The following is a 16,853-nucleotide window of genomic DNA, read 5'->3' on the forward strand; positions in this document are numbered from 1 at the left end:
ATGCTTGTTAAGACCTACGGAAGCGCCGTTTTTGGTGTAGATGCCCTCACCATTACCATCGAGGTAAGTATTGGCGGCGGCAATAAATACCACATTGTGGGCCTGCCGGATAATGCCATTAAAGAGAGTTTGCGGCGGATTGAAAGTGCAATCCAGACGACGGGGCTGCGCATGCCACGGCAGAAGATCGTGGTGAATCTTGCACCGGCAGATATCCGCAAGGAAGGTTCTGCTTACGACCTGCCCATTGCCATCGGCATTCTAGCCGCTTCAGGGCAACTGGAAGATTTAAAGCTCTCAGACTACTTCATTATGGGTGAATTGAGCTTAGACGGCGGCTTACAACCGATAAAAGGCGCTTTACCGATCTCCATACAGGCTCGTGCTTCTGGCTTTAAGGGCTTCATATTACCCAAAGATAATTCCCGCGAAGCGGCGATCGTGTCTGAACTGGATGTATATGGCATGAAAACGCTCGCTGAAGTAATTGATTTCTTCAATGGCAAGCAGCAATTTGATCCGGTGATTGTAAATACCAGAGATGAGTTTTACCACAATGTAAGCAGCTACGAGCAGGACTTTTCGGATGTGAAGGGGCAGCAGAACATCAAACGGGCACTGGAGATTGCGGCAGCTGGTGGGCACAACCTGATCCTCATCGGGCCACCTGGTGCCGGGAAGACCATGCTTGCCAAACGCTTACCAACCATTTTACCGCCTTTAAACCTGCAGGAAGCTTTGGAAACCACTAAAATCCACTCTGTAGCGGGTAAGCTAAATGCGCTGGATGCTTTGATGACGGAGCGGCCGTACCGGAGTCCGCACCACACGATTTCGGATATGGCACTGGTTGGTGGCGGGGTTAATCCGCAGCCAGGGGAGATTTCTTTGGCACATAATGGCGTGCTTTTTCTGGACGAGCTCCCGGAGTTTAAACGTTCGGTGCTGGAAGTGATGCGGCAGCCGCTGGAAGATCGGCAGGTGACGATCTCGCGGTCGCGTTTGAGTGTGGCCTACCCGGCTAGTTTTATGCTTATTGCGTCAATGAATCCTTGTCCCTGCGGCTTTTATAACCACCCGGAGAAGGAATGCATCTGCGGGCCAGGGATTGTACAGAAGTATCTGAGTAAGATTTCAGGTCCACTGCTGGACCGCATAGATCTGCATGTGGAGGTCACGCCGGTGAACTTCAATGAACTGGCTTCCATGCAGCCGGCAGAAAAAAGTGCGGTGATCAGAACGCGGGTGATGAATGCGAGAACCTTTCAGGACCGCAGGTTTGAGCAGCAGCAAGGCATTCACTACAATGCGCAGATGAGCCCGAACATGGTGCGTAATATTTGCGACATCGACGATGCGGGCAGAAGCTTGATTAAGCGGGCAATGGAGAAATTGGGGCTTTCGGCCAGGGCTTACGACCGCATCTTGAAGGTTTCCAGGACCATTGCAGACCTTGCCGGCAGTGAGAAGATCTGCCTGGAACACCTGGCAGAGGCCATTCACTACCGCAGCCTGGACCGGGAACGCTGGACGGGTTAATAATCTTCTTCTTCCTCGTCGAACAATTCGTCCTCATCGTCCTCTTCCTCTTCTTTATACTCAGAAATGGCCTTACCGATTTGGTTTACTTCTTCATTGGGTTCAAATAAGGGCAGTGCAGTTTCCTCATCGAGCTTTAGCCATTGGTTTTCGGCATCCTTCTGGATTTGAAGGTATTCTTTTCCGTCTTTATAGATGGTGAAGGTTTCCTCCGGCTCCGGGAAGACGGCGTAGTGTGTATCTGCGACGATGATGTCAAATGGTTGTTGCATGGTGCTAGTCTTTATTGTTCTTTAATTGTTGCATGAAAGCAATGAATTTCTTGTGGGCATAGTTGGCGGCACCTTCCTCGTTGAAACTGATGCGGCCTTTCTTATCCAATACGATAGTGGTTGGTAAAGTTCCTTTAAACAGCTGTTCTGGAATGTTACTTGCAAGCTCGTAAACCGGCATGCTGTAGTTCTTTTTCTGCATGAACTTGTTCGCCTCTGGCAATTTACTATCGGCATCTACCAAGAGGAATACAAAGTCCGGATCGTCTTTAAACTGCGTATATAGCTTTTGAATGGATGGCATTTCTGCCTGACATGGCGGGCACCAGGTGGCCCAGAAGTTCAGGAACACCACTTTCCCTTTAAGTCGGCCGAGGTCAACAACGTTCCCATTGATGTCCTTGAAGAGAATACCGTTCAGGTTTGCTGCGGGTGGCATGGCTTCCGGCGATGTTGCGGCCGTTGTTCCGGGCCTGAACAGACCGATCTCCATCAATCCGCGAAGCATAAAGGCTTTAGCAGAAGGCACAAACACGATGAGCAGCAGTAAGCAGATCATCAGGATGTTCAGGTAGTTTTTCTTTAAAAATGCTTTGTTAACCATAAGCTGGAATTTCCTCAAATATACCAATTATTGAAAGCTCAATATCGTTTTTACAGGGGAAACAGCCGCTATTGCTCAATTGGAATGTAAAATTAAAACCAGTATGGCCTTTTGTTGTTTAATAACCATCTAACTAATTAACTGTCTATGAAAGAGGAAGAATACTTCCAGGTCGCGCCGGGGATCTGGGGAATGCGCATCGTGTTTGTGAACATTTACATGGTCGAAACAGGCGATAAAGAATGGGTGCTTATCGATGCGGGTTTACAAGGTAGCGGTGGCCGCATCAAGCGCATGGCAGCTTCATTGTTCGGGGAGCATGTACCCCCTAAAGCGATCATCCTAACGCATGGGCATTTTGACCATGTGGGCGCTATACACGACCTGACATCTACCTGGAATGTACAGGTTTACGGCCATTTCTACGAAATGCCATACCTAACCGGGCACTCCGCCTATCCACCACCAGACGCTACAGTAGGCGGTGGTATGATGAGTTCAATGGCTTTCCTTTATCCAAAAAAACCAATCAACCTTGGCTCCAGAGTGCACGCCCTTTCTAAAGAGGGCACCATTCCACACATGCCAGACTGGATCTACATACATACGCCAGGACATACGCCAGGGCACATTTCCTTGTACCGGGGACGGGATAAGGTCTTGATCGCGGGTGATGCCTTCGTGACCACCAAACAGGAGTCTGTGATGTCTATCATCTCGCAGCGCAAGGAAGTGAGTGGGCCGCCGAAGTATTTTACGCCGAACTGGCTTGCTGCGGCGCTTTCCGTGAAGAAGCTTCGTGACCTGCGTCCTGACATCGCTGCAACGGGTCACGGTATGCCGATGTCCGGTGAGGAACTGAATGCCGGGCTTGACAATCTGGCTAACAACTTCAAGGAAGTTGCAATTCCACGCAGTGGACGCTACGTGAACGAGCCTGCAAAGACCAACAAACAAGGTGTGCAGCACTTACCTCCTGCACCATTGGGTAAAACGCTCTTGATTGCGGTCGTGGCGTTATCCGCCCTTGTGGCTTTTAGCATTGTGAAGAAAGCAAAGCGTAAATTCTAATCTCTAACACCTCAAATGATAAACATACCCTCAATACAAAAGGCCCCGGAATTCGGGGCCTTTGTTATAATACCTTCAGTATAGAAACAACGATCTAAAAACCCGTTCTTTCTATCTAAAGTTGTTTTATATCGCTTAAATCAACTCAACGCTTCTGCTAACGAACTCCGTTAAATCCGCACCAGTTAACATCCCTTGCGCCAATAAAGCCAAATCAACAGCCTGTTTAGCAAGCTTCGCTTGTGCATCTGCATCTTCAGTCTGCAGGATACGGGTAACCAGCTTGTGGTTTCCGTTAATCGCTACTTTATAGCTGTCGGGCATGTTGCCGTAGAAGCCCATACCGCCGCCCATTGCAGCCATATCCTTCATTCTGCGCATGAACTCGTCCATCGTCACCGTTACTGGCAACTCTTCAGGGTTCAAGGCAACGATCTCCACGTTATATCCTGGCTTGCTGATCGCTTTCTCGAAAACTTCTTTAACGGTTTTCGACTGCTCTTCGCTCAATACAGACTCTAAGTTCTCATCTTTTTCAATCAACTTGCTCGCTACGCTAGAATCTACACGTTTCAGTGAAGTTTTCTCCAGCTTCTGCTCCAATGAATTGATGAAGTGATTGTCAATCGGAGAATCCATAACCAACACATCATAATCTTGCTTGTTGGCCGATTGGATGAAGCTATCCTGCTTCGCAGGGTCATTACTATAGATTAGAACCACCTGACCGTTTTTGTCGGTCTGCAGGTCTTTTACTTTCTCTTTGTATTCCTCAATGGTAAAGTGCTCTTTTTTGGTGTTGGTCAACAACGCGAAATCCTTTGCTTTATCGTAGAATTTCTCTTCGCTCACCATACCATATTTCACGAACAAACCAATGTCAGACCATTTCTCTTCAAAACCTTTACGGTCTTTATTGAACAGCTCCGCCAGTTTATCTGCTACTTTCTTGGTGATGTAGCTATTGATTTTCTTCACGTTGCTATCCGCTTGCAGGAAGCTTCTTGAAACGTTCAAAGGAATATCCGGTGAGTCAATCACACCGTGTAACAACATCAGGAATTCAGGAACAATATCTTTAACCTCGTCTGTAATGAATACCTGACGGGAGAACAACTTGATTTTATTGCGTTGCATATCAAAGTCATTCTTAACCTTAGGGAAATACAATACACCGGTAAGGTTAAAAGGATAATCTACATTCAGGTGGATCCAGAATAATGGGTCCTCACCAAAAGGATAAAGTTGTTTGTAGAAATCCAGGTAATCCTGATCTGACAAATCTGCAGGAGCTTTAGTCCAGATCGGATTGGTTGTATTGATGATTTTATCAACCTCAACGTCTTTAGTTTTCGGCTTGCCTTCCTCATCTTCACCATCAGGTTCTTGCTCGGTGGTGGTACCGAACTTAATTGGCACAGGAAGGAATTTACCATATTTATCCAGAATCTCTTCAAGCTTGAACTTGCTTAAGAACTCTTCTGATTCTGCATTAATGTGCAGGATGATGTCTGTACCGCGGGTCGTTCTGCTACCTTCTGAAATCTCGTAGCTTGTGCTACCATCGCAAACCCATTTTGCAGGCTCCGCGCCATCCTGGTACGACAAGGTCTGAATCTCTACAAGATCAGCAACCATAAACGCAGAATAGAAGCCCAGACCGAATTTACCAATGATTTCATTCGCATCTTTCGCATCCTTAAACTTCTCCACGAATTCACTTGCACCTGAAAAAGCCACCTGGTTGATGTATTTTTTGATCTCCTCGGCAGTCATACCTAAACCATTATCACTGATCGTGATGGTTTTTTGCGCTTCGTCTACGGCAACTTCAACCAAGGGATTGCCAAGCTCGCCGTTGTACTGGCCAAGTGCTGCTAATCTTTTGATCTTCTGAACCGCATCAACCGCGTTCGAAACCAACTCACGCAAAAAGATCTCATTGTCTGAATACAGGAACTTCTTAATGATCGGGAAAATGTTTTCGGTGTGTATGGAAATGTTTCCTTTTTCTTCTATGCTCATAATAAACTAATGGTTTTAATACCGGGAGCATATCAAGCCTTGTTCCAATCTGAAAAATTGTCAATTTGACAGGCATATTGCGAAACAAAAACCAGTTTAGCCGCTTTATACTTATCTTTGAACCTTAATGGAATACAACGTACACACCCTGCCAAACGGCATCAGATTACTCCATGTACCCAGCGCATCTCCGATTTCCCATGCTTGTATACTCATCAACAGCGGATCAAGGGATGAAGGCGAAGCGGAATCCGGACTTGCACACTTCATTGAGCACCTGGTTTTCAAACGCACGGAAAAGCGAAGCACCAATCAGATCCTGAACCGGCTGGAAAGCGTAGGTGCCGACCTCAATGCCTACACCACCAAAGAATATACCTGCATCCATGCATCTTTCCTGAACCCTTATCTGGATCGTACGCTGGAGCTATTCAATGATATCATGTTCCATTCCACCTTCCCTGAAGAAGAGCTGGAGAAGGAAAAAGGCGTCATCCTGGATGAAATCGCCTCTTACCTGGATCAACCTGAAGAAGCGATTTACGACGACTTCGAAGACCTGCTATTTGCCGGTCATTCCCTGGGCAGGAACATCCTCGGTACCACAGAATCTGTTTCCAAGCTGTCCCGTGAAGACATTAAAGCATTCATGGCAAAGAACTACCACACCGACAAGATCGTCATTGCAGTGCTTGGGAACTACGCATTGAACAAGGTCATTAAAACCGGTTCGAAGTACTACGAAGCCATCCCTTCAAACCCATATAAAGCCAATCGGAATGCGCCAGAAAAGGCGAAAACGGTAGACATAATCTCCGAAAAGCCGATCTCACAGGCGCACGTCGTGCTTGGCTGTCAGGCTTACGACCTGCACCACCCCTATAAAACGGGCTTACTGCTGCTCAACAACATCATTGGCGGTACGGGCATGAGCTCGATCCTCAACCTGCAGATCCGCGAAAAGTACGGCATTGCCTATACCATTGAAACCGGCTACAGCCCACTCAGCGACACGGGCCTTTTCACCGTCTACTTCGGTACCGATAAAGAGAAACTGGATCGTGCAAGAACTTTGATCAACAAGGAATTTAAGAAATTCCGCGAAAACCCGATGACAGAAGTCCAGCTGCAACGCGCTAAGAACAAGTTCATCGGACAAATCGCCCTTGGTGAGGAAAACCGGATCGGGCTGATCATCTCCATGGCCAAAAGCCTTATGGATTACGATCAGATCGACAGCCTGGAAACGGTATTCGCAAAAATTCAGGCGGTTAGCACCAACGACATGGCCGCAATCGCAGATGAAATGTTGGCGGAAAATAATCTTAGCAGCCTTACTTTTTATCCTTTAACCTAATATTCGTACTTTTGTACGCGCAATCGAACATCTAAAAATTACCATCCATGAAATTACCTATTGTTGCTTACGGCGATCCTGTTTTACGTAAGGTTTGTACAGAAATTGACGAAAACTATCCTGACTTACAGCAGCTAATCTCAAATATGTTCGACACCATGTATGCTGCAAGCGGTGTAGGTCTTGCTGCACCACAGATAAACCTGCCGATACGCCTGTTTATCGTAGACACCGGTGAAGACGAAAAAGGTAATCCAGGTTACAAGAAGGTGTTCATCAATGCGAAAATCGTTGAAGAAACCGGCGAGCCATGGGCTTTCAACGAAGGTTGTTTAAGCATTCCGGACATCCGTGAAGACGTTTACCGCAAGCCGAACATCCGCATCACCTATTTCGATGAAAACTGGGTACAGCATGAAGAAGAAGTGACTGGCATGCCTGCAAGGGTCATCCAACACGAGTACGACCACATCGAAGGTAAGCTGTTTACCGATACACTAGGTCTGCTACGCAAGCGTATGCTGAAGTCTAAGTTTGATGCCATCTCCAAAGGAAATGTGCGTACAGACTACAAGATGCGCTTCCCACAACAAAGCAAAAGACGCTAGTTATTCCAAGAAGAATTTAATTATTTGACCTGCTTTTATCACCATTGGTGATCATCTGCATCAGTTTACCCCATGCAAATGGGTTCAGCAGCGGATTGGTTTGCGTCATATTCTTATTCAACGCACGGTCATGATTCATACGCCAATTGATGCCGGAAATCTCTCCCGCATCTCTTGAAAGCGTCTGAATCATGCCATTTATACTTTCCCCGGAAAGGTTCTTACGGGCAATCTCGTAGTCATCATCGGCAATTTTCATGGCCATGAAGTCCTTCGTAAACTCTTCTACTGTAGCCCAGGGCGATACCTGTACCGTTCGCAGGTAAATGATCTCCGCCTTCATCTTCACCATCTGCGTATACTTATTATCGGTAATCTCCTCCGGAATGGTAAGCTCCACCTTAGAAAATCCAACAGCACTAAACTGTAACACATCACCCGGGTGCGCAATGAAGGAGAAATAGCCTTTATAGTTCGCAGCGTAGCTTTGCTTGGTCGAAACGTTCGTGATGGTCACATAAGGCACCACACTATTGCTGTCTACATCAGTTATAATCCCGGAATATTGGATCAGTCTTTTCTCCGCTGCTTGCTGCTGTGCAGAAACATGGAGGGAGAAAACAAGAATGAACAGGGATAATATATACTTCATACACAAAAGTACTTCGAATAACGATGAGCTATCGTTAAAATATGTTAAAAGCGTTAGGCAGGTTCTGCCAGGTTAATGGCTTGTACCGCAGTAATTTCCGGTACGGCTTTCATGATGGCCTGCTCAATGCCGGCTTTCATCGTCATGAAGCTCATTTTACAGGAGCCGCAGTTACCCAGCAATTTCAATCGAACAACATTCTCTGCCGTAATCTCTTCAATTGCCACATCGCCACCATCTGCAATCAGATAAGGACGAATGGTATCTAATGCCTGCTCCACTTGTTCGGTTAGATTCATTTTAACTTGAATTAAAAAATAAATTTACTAATTATTTAGCTATTTGCAGTCACGCCATTGTTGATTGACACCTGTTGTGCAACCCGGCCGGCTATTTCTGAGAAAACAGCAGCAAGCGGACTCTCCAGGTTCAGTGCTATTGGCGCACCCTTATCCCCTGCCTCCGTAATGCTCTGTACAATTGGAATCTCACCCAAAAATGGCACTTCAAAGCCAGAAGCCAATGCACGACCGCCATTTCTGCCGAAGATGTAATACCTGTTATCAGGCAACTCTGCAGGCGTGAAATAAGCCATATTCTCGATAACGCCAAGAATTGGGATGTTGATGCCCGGCATACGAAACATCTGTAACCCTTTCCGCGTATCTGCAAGCGCCACCTGCTGTGGTGTGGTCACAATCACCGCACCCGCAATCGGGAAGCTCTGCGTAATGGTGATGTGAATGTCGCCTGTACCCGGAGGTAAATCCACAATCAGGTAGTCTAATTCACCCCAGTCAGCATCATTAAACAACTGTTTGATCGCATTTGAAGCCATCGGCCCGCGCCATGGCACTGGCTGATTCGGATCAGCAAAGAAACCCAGCGAAAGCAGCTTTATGCCGTACTTCTCAATCGGTAGGATCAAAGTTTTACCCGCAGCCGTTTCACGGGCATTTGGTTTAGCGTCAATCAATCCGAACATCGTTGGTACAGAAGGACCGTAGATGTCTGCATCAATCAGGCCGACTTTGGCGCCATCAGCGGCAAGCGCAATCGCAAGATTGCTGGCCACGGTCGATTTACCGACCCCACCTTTACCCGAGGAAACCAAAATGATATTTTTGATGTTATCCAATTGCGAACTGTCGACTGGCTTTGTAACCCTTGACGTGATGTTTATCAAAACGTTTGCCTCCGCATCCACAAAGTGTTTCACCGCGTTGGTGCAAGCATTTTTAAGCATGTCCTTCATCGGGCAGGCCGGTGTGGTAAGCTCCAGGGTAAAGCTGATGTTTTTATCTTCGATCTTTAGATCCTTAATCATGTTTAAGGTCACCAGATCTCTTTTAAGATCGGGATCTTCTACATTTCTTAGGGCCGCTAAAACTTGTTCGTTGCTGATTATCATTATCCAAAATTAACAAAACATGGACACAATAGATTGATATAAGCCTTATTAACTGTAATTTTAACACGAAATAAACATTTGCAATTTGCGTTTGAGCAATAACCACCACGAAAAAACATGCAATTTCCAAAAATAAACATCCCCAAAAAATACATCAAAATTGGCGCTTGGGTTTTAGGTATATTTCTGGTAATCTGCATGGTCACAGGGGCAGTAGCCTACAGCAAACGTGAAGCCTTACTCCAGAAAATGGTTGCCAAAGCCATCACTAAAGCCAAGACAGATTACAACCTGGAAGTGAAAATCGGCAGCGCCGGATTTACCGGCCTGAGCACCGTGCACATGACCGACATCTCTGTCGTACCGCAGGACCGCGATACCCTCACTACCATTTCCGATATGACCATAGGCGTTAAGCTCTGGCCCTTGGTGGTCGGCAATGTCAAACTTGCAGAGCTGGGGCTTGATTCCGGAACCATAAACATCGTCGTTAAAGACTCACTCACCAACCTCGACTTCTTCCTGAAGAGAAAGAAAAAAGATACCGTAAGCACCGGCAAGATGAACCTTGCGGACCTGGCGCACAACCTGCTCAACCAGATGCTGTACAAGATCCCTGACGACATGCAGATTAAGAACCTCATGCTGCGGGTAAATGACAACGACACGGCTAAACTAAGCTTCCTCACCACGGAGGCCACCATCGTAGATGGCGCCTTAAAATCGAACATCTTGGTGAACGGCAATGAAGCAACTTGGCACCTAAACGGACTGCTGGAGCCTTCCGACAAGCAGATGGACGTTACTTTTTTCGCAGAAAACAAGAAGGTGGAACTCGCTTACCTGAACAATAAACTGAAAGCAAAGCTGAGTTTTGATACGGTAAGAACGCAGTTGAAAAATGCCTCCTACAAAGGGGATGCCTACAAGATCACCGGATCCTGGTCCATCAAAAATCTCCTGTTAAACCATCCTGCAATCGCATCCAACGATATTGTAGTGCCTGATGCCTCCCTGGATGCAGATATGCTCGTGGGCGAGAACTACGTGGCACTGGACAGCACGTCCACCATATTCCTGCAGAAAGCGTCCATCCACCCCTACCTGAAGTACACCTTATCGCCACATAAAATTTATGAGCTGAAGGTCCGCACCGACCAGCAGGATGCACAAACCTTTCTGACTTCCTTCCCGCAAGGGCTATTCGAATCCCTGGAAGGCCTGCAAGTCTCAGGACAGGTGAGCTATAACATGAACTTCTACCTGGATACCAAACAGCCGGATAGTGTAAAGTTCAGCTCCACATTGACACCAAAGGACCTGAAGATCTTAAAATGGGGCACTACAGACCTTCAAAAGATCAATCAACCTTTCGTTTATACCCCGTACGAGTATGGCAAGCCCATGCGAGACATTACCATCGGCCCATCCAACCCGAATTTTACGCCGCTCAACCAGATCTCTAAGAATTTCATAAATGCAGTATTAACAGCAGAAGATCCATCCTTTTTCAAGCATAAGGGCTTCGTAGAAGAATCCATCCGCAAATCCATTGTGGTCAACTTCAAAGAAAATCGCTTTGTACGTGGCGGAAGTACCATTTCCATGCAACTCGTGAAAAACGTATTCCTGAGCCGTCAGAAAACCCTTGCACGTAAGGTGGAAGAAATTCTGATTGTATGGCTCATTGAAAATAACCGTCTCGTGTCCAAAAACCGGATGCTTGAAGTGTATTTCAACATCATTGAAATGGGTCAGAACATCTACGGCATTGGAGAAGCTTCCAGACAATATTTCGGCAAATCGCCTGCAGATTTGAGCGTGGGAGAAGGCATCTTCCTGGCCAACATCGTGCCCAGACCGAAGATCGCCATGTTTAAGTTCTTTGGTGATGGTACCTTAAAACCTTACCTGAGGGGTTATTTCCGCTTCCTCGGTAACATCATGGCCAGAAGAGGGCTCACCCCTTCCGATACCAGCAGCTACGGCTTCTACAACGTACGCCTGCGTGAAGGCTTAAGACAGTACCTGTCACCAGACACCACGGAGGTTGATACCACAGATTTCCCTGGGGAAGATGATGACGCCCTGCCGGTAATCAATACCCAGGATGAATCTAAAAACCTGTTCGACCGGCTATTTGGTCGCGGGAAAAAAGACACCACCACGGTGAAATCCTCCCAAAGGGATACCACCAAGACCAAGAAGCAGCTCCGTGAAGAACGTCGCGCACAGCGGCGACTGGAAAAGGAGCTCGAAAAAGCAAGAGAAGACGACTGAGACAATAGCAATGAACAACATACAAATCGCAGACAAGGAGTTCGAAATCTTCCTGGAGCATGAAAACATTAACAAACGCACCAGGCTGCTGGGCATACAGATCAACGTAGATTACGAAGACCGCTGCCCGGTGTTTATTGGCGTATTAAACGGGAGCATCCTGTTCATCAGCGACCTGCTGAAAGAGCTGGATATCTCCTGTGAAGTGGAATTCATTAAAATGTCTTCCTATGAAGGTGGGTTAGCCAGCACGGGTACCGTAAAGGAAATCTTTGGCTTACCACAGAACCTGCACAACCGCGATGTGATCATCGTTGAAGATATTGTAGACACAGGCCGCACCATTAAACACATCATCGAGAAACTGCGCGAACAAGAACCATCCTCCATTAAGGTCTGCTCCCTGCTGTTTAAACCATCAGCCCTGCTGGAGCCGGTGAAAGAACTGGAATATGTAGGCTTCGAGATTCCCAACGACTTTGTGGTTGGCTTCGGCTTAGATTACAACGGCCTTGGGCGGAATCTAAAAGACATTTACCGCGCTACAGATACAGTTACCTTGCCTCAATCTTAAATATTTTTCTCACTTTTGCAGAATACTTTTAAGATTCTATGACCATACATAAGGAAGGTTACACATCAATTGCTTTAACACTGCTTATTATATTCGTGTTAAACGCTTTTATTGATTACAGATATGCCGACATCACCTGGTTGCGCTGGCTTATTTATATTGTGTCCCTGGTATTATTCATTACCGTACTACAATTTTTCAGAAACCCACGCAGAGCCTTTGTTTCGCATGATAAGATGATCATCTGTCCTGCCGATGGCAAGGTTGTGGTGATCGAAGAAACCATAGAGGAAGAATATTTCAAAGACAAAAGACTTCAGGTAAGCATCTTCATGTCGCCCGTAAACGTACACATCAACCGGAACCCGATCTCTGGTGTCGTACGCTTTTTCAAGTACCATCCCGGTAAATACCTTGCCGCATGGAACCCTAAATCATCTACAGAAAACGAAAGAACAACCGTTGTGGTGGAGCATGAGTCCGGAACGCCGGTCTTGTTCCGTCAGATTGCAGGTGCTTTAGCCAGACGAATTGTATGGTACGTTAAAGAAGGTGATGTGGTAGAACAAAGCAAGGAATTTGGCTTCATAAAGTTCGGTTCCCGTGTAGACCTTTTCCTGCCCATCGGCACCAAGGTTGATCTGGAGCTTAATCAGATTGTACGTGGTGGCATCACCGTTTTAGGCGAACTTCCATAAGCTAAGCGAAAGACGAGATAAACATAAAAAGAAAGCCTGCAAATTGATTTGCAGGCTTTCTTTTTACTAGTCTGACGGACCTAAATCCGCAAGACCTTATATAAGCTGTTTTAAAGCGATCTCAAACGCTGTTTTCGAAATACCTGTACGAGCATCAGATGCAACATAAACGGCTTTCAGCGCCTTCTCAATTACTGCAGAAGCATCCGTAAAGATGGCTTCATCACTCATCTCCACATTTTTCTCCATCAAGTAGGCGAAAACGCGTGCCATACCACAGTTGGCAATAAAATCAGGGATCACGGATACGTTGGCATCGGCATGTTCCATAATCGGACCGAAGAAGATTTCCTTATCCGCAAAAGGCACATTCGCGCCGCAGGCGATTACTTCTAAGCCACCGGCAACAAGTTGGTCCACTTCGTCCTGTTTAACCAACCTGGAGGCTGCAGCAGGCACAAAGATCTCTGCATTTAACATCCAGATCTGTTCGCTGGCAAGTTCAAAAGGAATCAGGTGATCTGAAACCAGTGTATTACCTGCACGATTGTTAAACAGATCTGTGATCTCTTCCAGTGCAAAACCTTCAGGTTTGATCAAGCCACCTACACGGTCGATGATACCAATAACCTTTACGCCATTTTTCGCCAGGTAATAACCTGCAGCAGCAGCAACATTGCCCCAGCCTTGAATAACCGCACGTTTCTCGGTCAAGTCGCCACCCCAGATGTTGTAGTAATGACGGATAGACTCAGATACCCCGTAACCGGTGATCATGTCTGCAACCACGTATTTACGTCTGATGTTCGGTGTATATTCCAGATCTTCCAGCACTTTGGATACGCCATAGCGCAACTGGCCGATCTGGTGGATTCTTTCATTCTCACGAGCGCGGTAGTGGCCATTAATTACACCTTCCTGCGGGTGCCATAAGCCATAACTCTCCGTGATTGGAATCACCTCATGAATTTCATCAATATTTAAATCACCACCGGTACCATAATAGCTCTTCAACAAAGGCATTACGGCTTTATACCAGCGCTGAAGCACTTCTTTCTTGCGCGGATCTGCCGGATCGAAATTGATACCCGATTTGGCACCCCCTATTGGCGGACCCGAAACGGTAAATTTCACTTCCATCGTTTTCGCCAGCGACTCCACCTCACGTTTATCCAGGCCTTTGCGCATGCGGGTACCCCCACCTGCAGCACCGCCACGCAGTGAATTGATTACTACCCAGCCTTCTGCTTCAGATTCCTTGTCTTTCCACTCGAAAACGATCTCCGGCTGTTTTTCTTCGTAAATTTTTAAAAGCTCCTTCATGTGTGTGTTTGTTCTTTGGCGAATATAGAAAACAAAAAAACCTTCCCGAGATGATCGGGAAGGTTTAAATATCTTGTAAGGGTGTAATTAAACTCTTCTTGATTTAATACGCGCTGCTTTACCAGTTAATGCACGTAGATAGAATAATTTAGATCTACGAACTTTACCGTAGCTATTAACTTCTACTTTTTCAATGTTTGGGGAGTTGATTGGGAAAATACGTTCCACGCCAACGCCGTTAGACATTTTACGAACAGTAAAGGTTTCGCTTGCACCAACGCTGTTACGTTGTAATACAACACCTTGGTAAATTTGAACACGTTCTTTATTACCTTCGCGAATTTTATAGTGAACACTCACTGTATCTCCTGATTTGAATGCAGGAAACTCATTTTTTGCGATTACCTGCTCTTCAACAAATTTTACTAAATCCATGATTTTAAGCTATTAAGCCGATCTTTTGTTGTATTAAAATCGGACTGCAATATTAAGAATAATTTTTAATTAATGAAAGCGATTTCTATTTTTTTCCACATTAGTTGATAATTCCACATTTGAAGCTATTGAAGCCCATTTTCTGTTGGAAAACCCTCTGCATATGGCCTTTAATCATCGCCAAGTAAATCGGGTCTGCGCTGCTGTGTACGCAATAATGCCTGCTCATGGCGCCACTCGTTGATCTTTGCTTCATGACCACTTAGCAGGATGTCGGGCACCTTGTGTCCGTTCCAGTCGGCCGGCCGGGTGTACACCGGTGCGTCCAGCAATTCGCCTTGAAAGCTATCCGATAAAGCAGAAGTCTCGTCGTTCAGCACGCCAGGAATCAAGCGCACCACGCTATCTACAAGCACCGCCGCTGGTAGTTCTCCTCCAGACAATACATAATCTCCAATCGAAATTTCCCGGGTCACATAGATGTCGCGTATCCGCTGATCTATGCCCTTGTAATGTCCACACAGGATCATCACGTTGCCCAGGCCAGAAAGTTCATTAGCCATGCTCTGATTGAGCGTAGGGCCGTCTGGTGTCATGAAGATGATCTCATCGTAGCTACGCTCCGCCTGCAGCGCCTCGATGCATTTCGCAAAGGGCTCTATAGACATCACCATGCCACTGCCACCCCCGTAAGGGTAATCATCAACACTTTTCTGCTTATTGGTGGCATAATCACGAAGATTGTGCACCACAATTTCAGCAATACCTTTCTTCTGTGCACGTTGTAAAATGGAGTGCGCAAAAGGACTTTCAAGCAGGCCGGGAAGTACGGTAAGAATATCGAAGCGCATCTTAGGTGGTTAAATAAAGATCCAGTAAACCTTCCGGCAAGTCCACCAATATGGTTTCTTCATCCAGATCAATCTCCAGAATCATGTCCTCATTCAAAGGAAAGAGTACTTCTTTCTCCTTGTAGTTCATGGTTGCCACGAAATGCTGCGGATATTCATTCACGTCCAGGATCTCCCCCAGCTCGCCCAATGTCTCATCCGTAACCATAAAGCCAATCAGGTCGTTATAGTGGAAGTCATCGTCCGAGCGATCCGGCATTTTATCAAGCGGCAGGTAGATTTTCTTCTTCACCAAAGCTTGTGCCTTATCGATGTGATCAATATCATCGAAACAAATGTTCGCGGTCTGGTTGTTCTGAAGCTTGCAAACGGAAACGAAATACGGAACCATTTTGCCACTGATTTCGGCAAAAACCACATCCAGATCCAAAAGTTCCGGACTGTCGTATTCAAAGTATACCTGCACCTCGCCCTTGAGGCCTTTGGTTTTGGTGATATACCCGATGTAAAATGCTTCTTCTAATTTCATAATGTCTGTAAATGAAAATAGCGAAGCGTTCTTATGCAGAAGCTTCGCTATTATTCAGGATAACTAGCTTAAGCGTTGTTTTCCGTTGTTTCTTCTGAAGTACCTTCAGCAGCAGCTTCAGTTGATTCTTCAGCAGCTGGTTCAGCTACTTCTTCTTCAACTGGTGCATTTTTAATTGCTAAAGCAGCAGCACGGTCTTGGTTTTTCTTGGTTTCAGCAGCTAAAGCAAGTTTTCTTGCTTCTTCTTTCGAAGAAGTAAGGCTTTCTTTTTTGCCTTCAATTTTACCACCTTTTGCTTCTACCCATGCAGTAAATTTAGCATCAGCTTGTTCTGCAGTTAAAGCACCTTTTTTAACACCACCTTCTAAGTGTTTTTTGTATAAAACACCTTTGTAAGAAAGAATAGCGCGACAAGTATCAGTAGGTTCAGCACCTTTGTTTACCCAGTCTAAAGTTTTTTCGAAATCAATGTCGATGGTTGCAGGATTGGTGTTTGGGTTGTAAGAACCTAAACGCTCAATGAATTTACCATCTCTTGGTGCGCGAGAATCCGCTACCACCACGTGGAAAAAAGGCTTACCTTTTTTACCGAATCTTTGCAATCTGATTTTAGTTGCCATTTCG

The 16,853-nt window shown here is 46.0% G+C and carries 18 protein-coding genes; 7 read left to right on the forward strand and 11 right to left on the reverse strand.

Features of this window, described 5'->3' with window-relative positions; translation table 11 throughout:
• Positions 1–1,539, forward strand: a complete 1,539-nt coding sequence (locus IEW69_RS03320) for a YifB family Mg chelatase-like AAA ATPase (protein ID WP_188625407.1) — start codon at positions 1–3, stop codon at positions 1,537–1,539.
• Here IEW69_RS03320 and IEW69_RS03325 read toward each other — a convergent pair.
• Positions 1,536–1,811, reverse strand: coding sequence for a hypothetical protein (locus tag IEW69_RS03325; RefSeq protein ID WP_188625408.1), 276 nt, complete (start codon positions 1,809–1,811; stop codon positions 1,536–1,538). The two genes, IEW69_RS03320 and IEW69_RS03325, sit on opposite strands and share 4 nt — an antisense overlap.
• 4 nt (positions 1,812–1,815) lie before the next feature.
• Positions 1,816–2,415 (reverse strand): TlpA family protein disulfide reductase, encoded by a 600-nt coding sequence (locus IEW69_RS03330; protein ID WP_188625409.1) that lies wholly within the window; start codon positions 2,413–2,415, stop codon positions 1,816–1,818.
• A 147-nt stretch (positions 2,416–2,562) separates the two neighbouring features.
• Between IEW69_RS03330 and IEW69_RS03335 the strand changes: the two genes are divergently transcribed.
• Positions 2,563–3,486: an MBL fold metallo-hydrolase gene (locus tag IEW69_RS03335; protein ID WP_188625410.1), complete on the forward strand. Its 924-nt coding sequence runs from the start codon at positions 2,563–2,565 to the stop codon at positions 3,484–3,486.
• 135 nt (positions 3,487–3,621) lie between these two features.
• Here IEW69_RS03335 and htpG read toward each other — a convergent pair whose 3' ends face one another.
• Entirely contained in the window at positions 3,622–5,511 is a 1,890-nt protein-coding gene (gene htpG / locus IEW69_RS03340) for a molecular chaperone HtpG (protein ID WP_229663499.1), read from the reverse strand.
• Positions 5,512–5,638: 127 nt separating this feature from the next.
• On the opposite strand from htpG, the gene IEW69_RS03345 reads away from it, so the two are divergent.
• Positions 5,639–6,868 (forward strand): M16 family metallopeptidase, encoded by a 1,230-nt coding sequence (locus IEW69_RS03345; protein ID WP_188625411.1) that lies wholly within the window; start codon positions 5,639–5,641, stop codon positions 6,866–6,868.
• A gap of 47 nt (positions 6,869–6,915) precedes the next feature.
• On the forward strand, positions 6,916–7,476 hold the full coding sequence (gene def, locus IEW69_RS03350) for a peptide deformylase (RefSeq protein ID WP_188625412.1): 561 nt from the start codon (positions 6,916–6,918) through the stop codon (positions 7,474–7,476).
• A gap of 16 nt (positions 7,477–7,492) precedes the next feature.
• Here def and IEW69_RS03355 read toward each other — a convergent pair whose 3' ends face one another.
• Genes IEW69_RS03355 through IEW69_RS03365 form a run of 3 tightly spaced genes read right to left on the reverse strand, consistent with a single transcriptional unit; the run spans position 7,493 to position 9,539 of the window.
• Positions 7,493–8,128: a carboxypeptidase-like regulatory domain-containing protein gene (locus tag IEW69_RS03355; protein WP_188625413.1), complete on the reverse strand. Its 636-nt coding sequence runs from the start codon at positions 8,126–8,128 to the stop codon at positions 7,493–7,495.
• Between the two features lie 53 nt (positions 8,129–8,181).
• Positions 8,182–8,427, reverse strand: a complete 246-nt coding sequence (locus tag IEW69_RS03360) for a NifU family protein (protein ID WP_188625414.1) — start codon at positions 8,425–8,427, stop codon at positions 8,182–8,184.
• A 35-nt stretch (positions 8,428–8,462) separates the two neighbouring features.
• Positions 8,463–9,539, reverse strand: a complete 1,077-nt coding sequence (locus IEW69_RS03365) for an Mrp/NBP35 family ATP-binding protein (protein WP_188625415.1) — start codon at positions 9,537–9,539, stop codon at positions 8,463–8,465.
• 117 nt (positions 9,540–9,656) lie between these two features.
• On the opposite strand from IEW69_RS03365, the gene IEW69_RS03370 reads away from it, so the two are divergent.
• The 3 genes from IEW69_RS03370 to IEW69_RS03380 are packed head-to-tail and all read left to right on the forward strand — an operon-like array spanning position 9,657 to position 13,091.
• Entirely contained in the window at positions 9,657–11,819 is a 2,163-nt protein-coding gene (locus IEW69_RS03370; protein WP_188625416.1) for a transglycosylase domain-containing protein, read from the forward strand.
• 10 nt (positions 11,820–11,829) lie between these two features.
• Entirely contained in the window at positions 11,830–12,393 is a 564-nt protein-coding gene (gene hpt, locus IEW69_RS03375) for a hypoxanthine phosphoribosyltransferase (RefSeq protein ID WP_188625417.1), read from the forward strand.
• 38 nt (positions 12,394–12,431) lie between these two features.
• Positions 12,432–13,091 (forward strand): phosphatidylserine decarboxylase family protein, encoded by a 660-nt coding sequence (locus tag IEW69_RS03380; protein ID WP_188625418.1) that lies wholly within the window; start codon positions 12,432–12,434, stop codon positions 13,089–13,091.
• A 96-nt stretch (positions 13,092–13,187) separates the two neighbouring features.
• Here IEW69_RS03380 and IEW69_RS03385 read toward each other — a convergent pair whose 3' ends face one another.
• The 5 genes from IEW69_RS03385 to IEW69_RS03405 all read right to left on the reverse strand — a co-directional run bounded on the left by IEW69_RS03385 (position 13,188) and on the right by IEW69_RS03405 (position 16,849).
• A complete protein-coding gene (locus tag IEW69_RS03385; RefSeq protein WP_188625419.1) occupies positions 13,188–14,414 on the reverse strand; it encodes a Glu/Leu/Phe/Val dehydrogenase dimerization domain-containing protein in 1,227 nt (408 codons plus the stop codon).
• Positions 14,415–14,501: 87 nt separating this feature from the next.
• A complete protein-coding gene (rplS, locus tag IEW69_RS03390) occupies positions 14,502–14,849 on the reverse strand; it encodes a 50S ribosomal protein L19 (protein WP_188625420.1) in 348 nt (115 codons plus the stop codon).
• 170 nt (positions 14,850–15,019) lie between these two features.
• Positions 15,020–15,700, reverse strand: a complete 681-nt coding sequence (gene trmD / locus IEW69_RS03395; protein WP_188625421.1) for a tRNA (guanosine(37)-N1)-methyltransferase TrmD — start codon at positions 15,698–15,700, stop codon at positions 15,020–15,022.
• A gap of 1 nt (position 15,701) precedes the next feature.
• Positions 15,702–16,229 (reverse strand): ribosome maturation factor RimM, encoded by a 528-nt coding sequence (gene rimM, locus IEW69_RS03400; protein ID WP_188625422.1) that lies wholly within the window; start codon positions 16,227–16,229, stop codon positions 15,702–15,704.
• Positions 16,230–16,297: 68 nt separating this feature from the next.
• Complete coding sequence (locus IEW69_RS03405; protein WP_188625423.1) at positions 16,298–16,849, reverse strand: 30S ribosomal protein S16; 552 nt, start codon at positions 16,847–16,849, stop codon at positions 16,298–16,300.
• Between the last annotated feature and the right edge of the window lie 4 nt (positions 16,850–16,853).

This window comes from Pedobacter quisquiliarum (assembly GCF_014642175.1).
GTDB classification, from domain to species: Bacteria; Bacteroidota; Bacteroidia; order Sphingobacteriales; family Sphingobacteriaceae; genus Pedobacter; species Pedobacter quisquiliarum.

Coding starts and splice junctions, on each gene's coding strand:
- rimM (WP_188625422.1), bottom strand. CDS start 16,229: ATGAAATTAGAAGAAGCATTTTACATCGGGTATATCACCAAAACCAAA.
- IEW69_RS03360 (WP_188625414.1), bottom strand. CDS start 8,427: ATGAATCTAACCGAACAAGTGGAGCAGGCATTAGATACCATTCGTCCT.
- IEW69_RS03325 (WP_188625408.1), bottom strand. CDS start 1,811: ATGCAACAACCATTTGACATCATCGTCGCAGATACACACTACGCCGTC.
- IEW69_RS03345 (WP_188625411.1), top strand. CDS start 5,639: ATGGAATACAACGTACACACCCTGCCAAACGGCATCAGATTACTCCAT.
- IEW69_RS03380 (WP_188625418.1), top strand. CDS start 12,432: ATGACCATACATAAGGAAGGTTACACATCAATTGCTTTAACACTGCTT.
- hpt (WP_188625417.1), top strand. CDS start 11,830: ATGAACAACATACAAATCGCAGACAAGGAGTTCGAAATCTTCCTGGAG.
- def (WP_188625412.1), top strand. CDS start 6,916: ATGAAATTACCTATTGTTGCTTACGGCGATCCTGTTTTACGTAAGGTT.
- IEW69_RS03335 (WP_188625410.1), top strand. CDS start 2,563: ATGAAAGAGGAAGAATACTTCCAGGTCGCGCCGGGGATCTGGGGAATG.
- IEW69_RS03405 (WP_188625423.1), bottom strand. CDS start 16,849: ATGGCAACTAAAATCAGATTGCAAAGATTCGGTAAAAAAGGTAAGCCT.
- IEW69_RS03370 (WP_188625416.1), top strand. CDS start 9,657: ATGCAATTTCCAAAAATAAACATCCCCAAAAAATACATCAAAATTGGC.
- htpG (WP_229663499.1), bottom strand. CDS start 5,511: ATGAGCATAGAAGAAAAAGGAAACATTTCCATACACACCGAAAACATT.
- IEW69_RS03365 (WP_188625415.1), bottom strand. CDS start 9,539: ATGATAATCAGCAACGAACAAGTTTTAGCGGCCCTAAGAAATGTAGAA.
- IEW69_RS03385 (WP_188625419.1), bottom strand. CDS start 14,414: ATGAAGGAGCTTTTAAAAATTTACGAAGAAAAACAGCCGGAGATCGTT.
- IEW69_RS03355 (WP_188625413.1), bottom strand. CDS start 8,128: ATGAAGTATATATTATCCCTGTTCATTCTTGTTTTCTCCCTCCATGTT.
- rplS (WP_188625420.1), bottom strand. CDS start 14,849: ATGGATTTAGTAAAATTTGTTGAAGAGCAGGTAATCGCAAAAAATGAG.
- IEW69_RS03330 (WP_188625409.1), bottom strand. CDS start 2,415: ATGGTTAACAAAGCATTTTTAAAGAAAAACTACCTGAACATCCTGATG.
- trmD (WP_188625421.1), bottom strand. CDS start 15,700: ATGCGCTTCGATATTCTTACCGTACTTCCCGGCCTGCTTGAAAGTCCT.
- IEW69_RS03320 (WP_188625407.1), top strand. CDS start 1: ATGCTTGTTAAGACCTACGGAAGCGCCGTTTTTGGTGTAGATGCCCTC.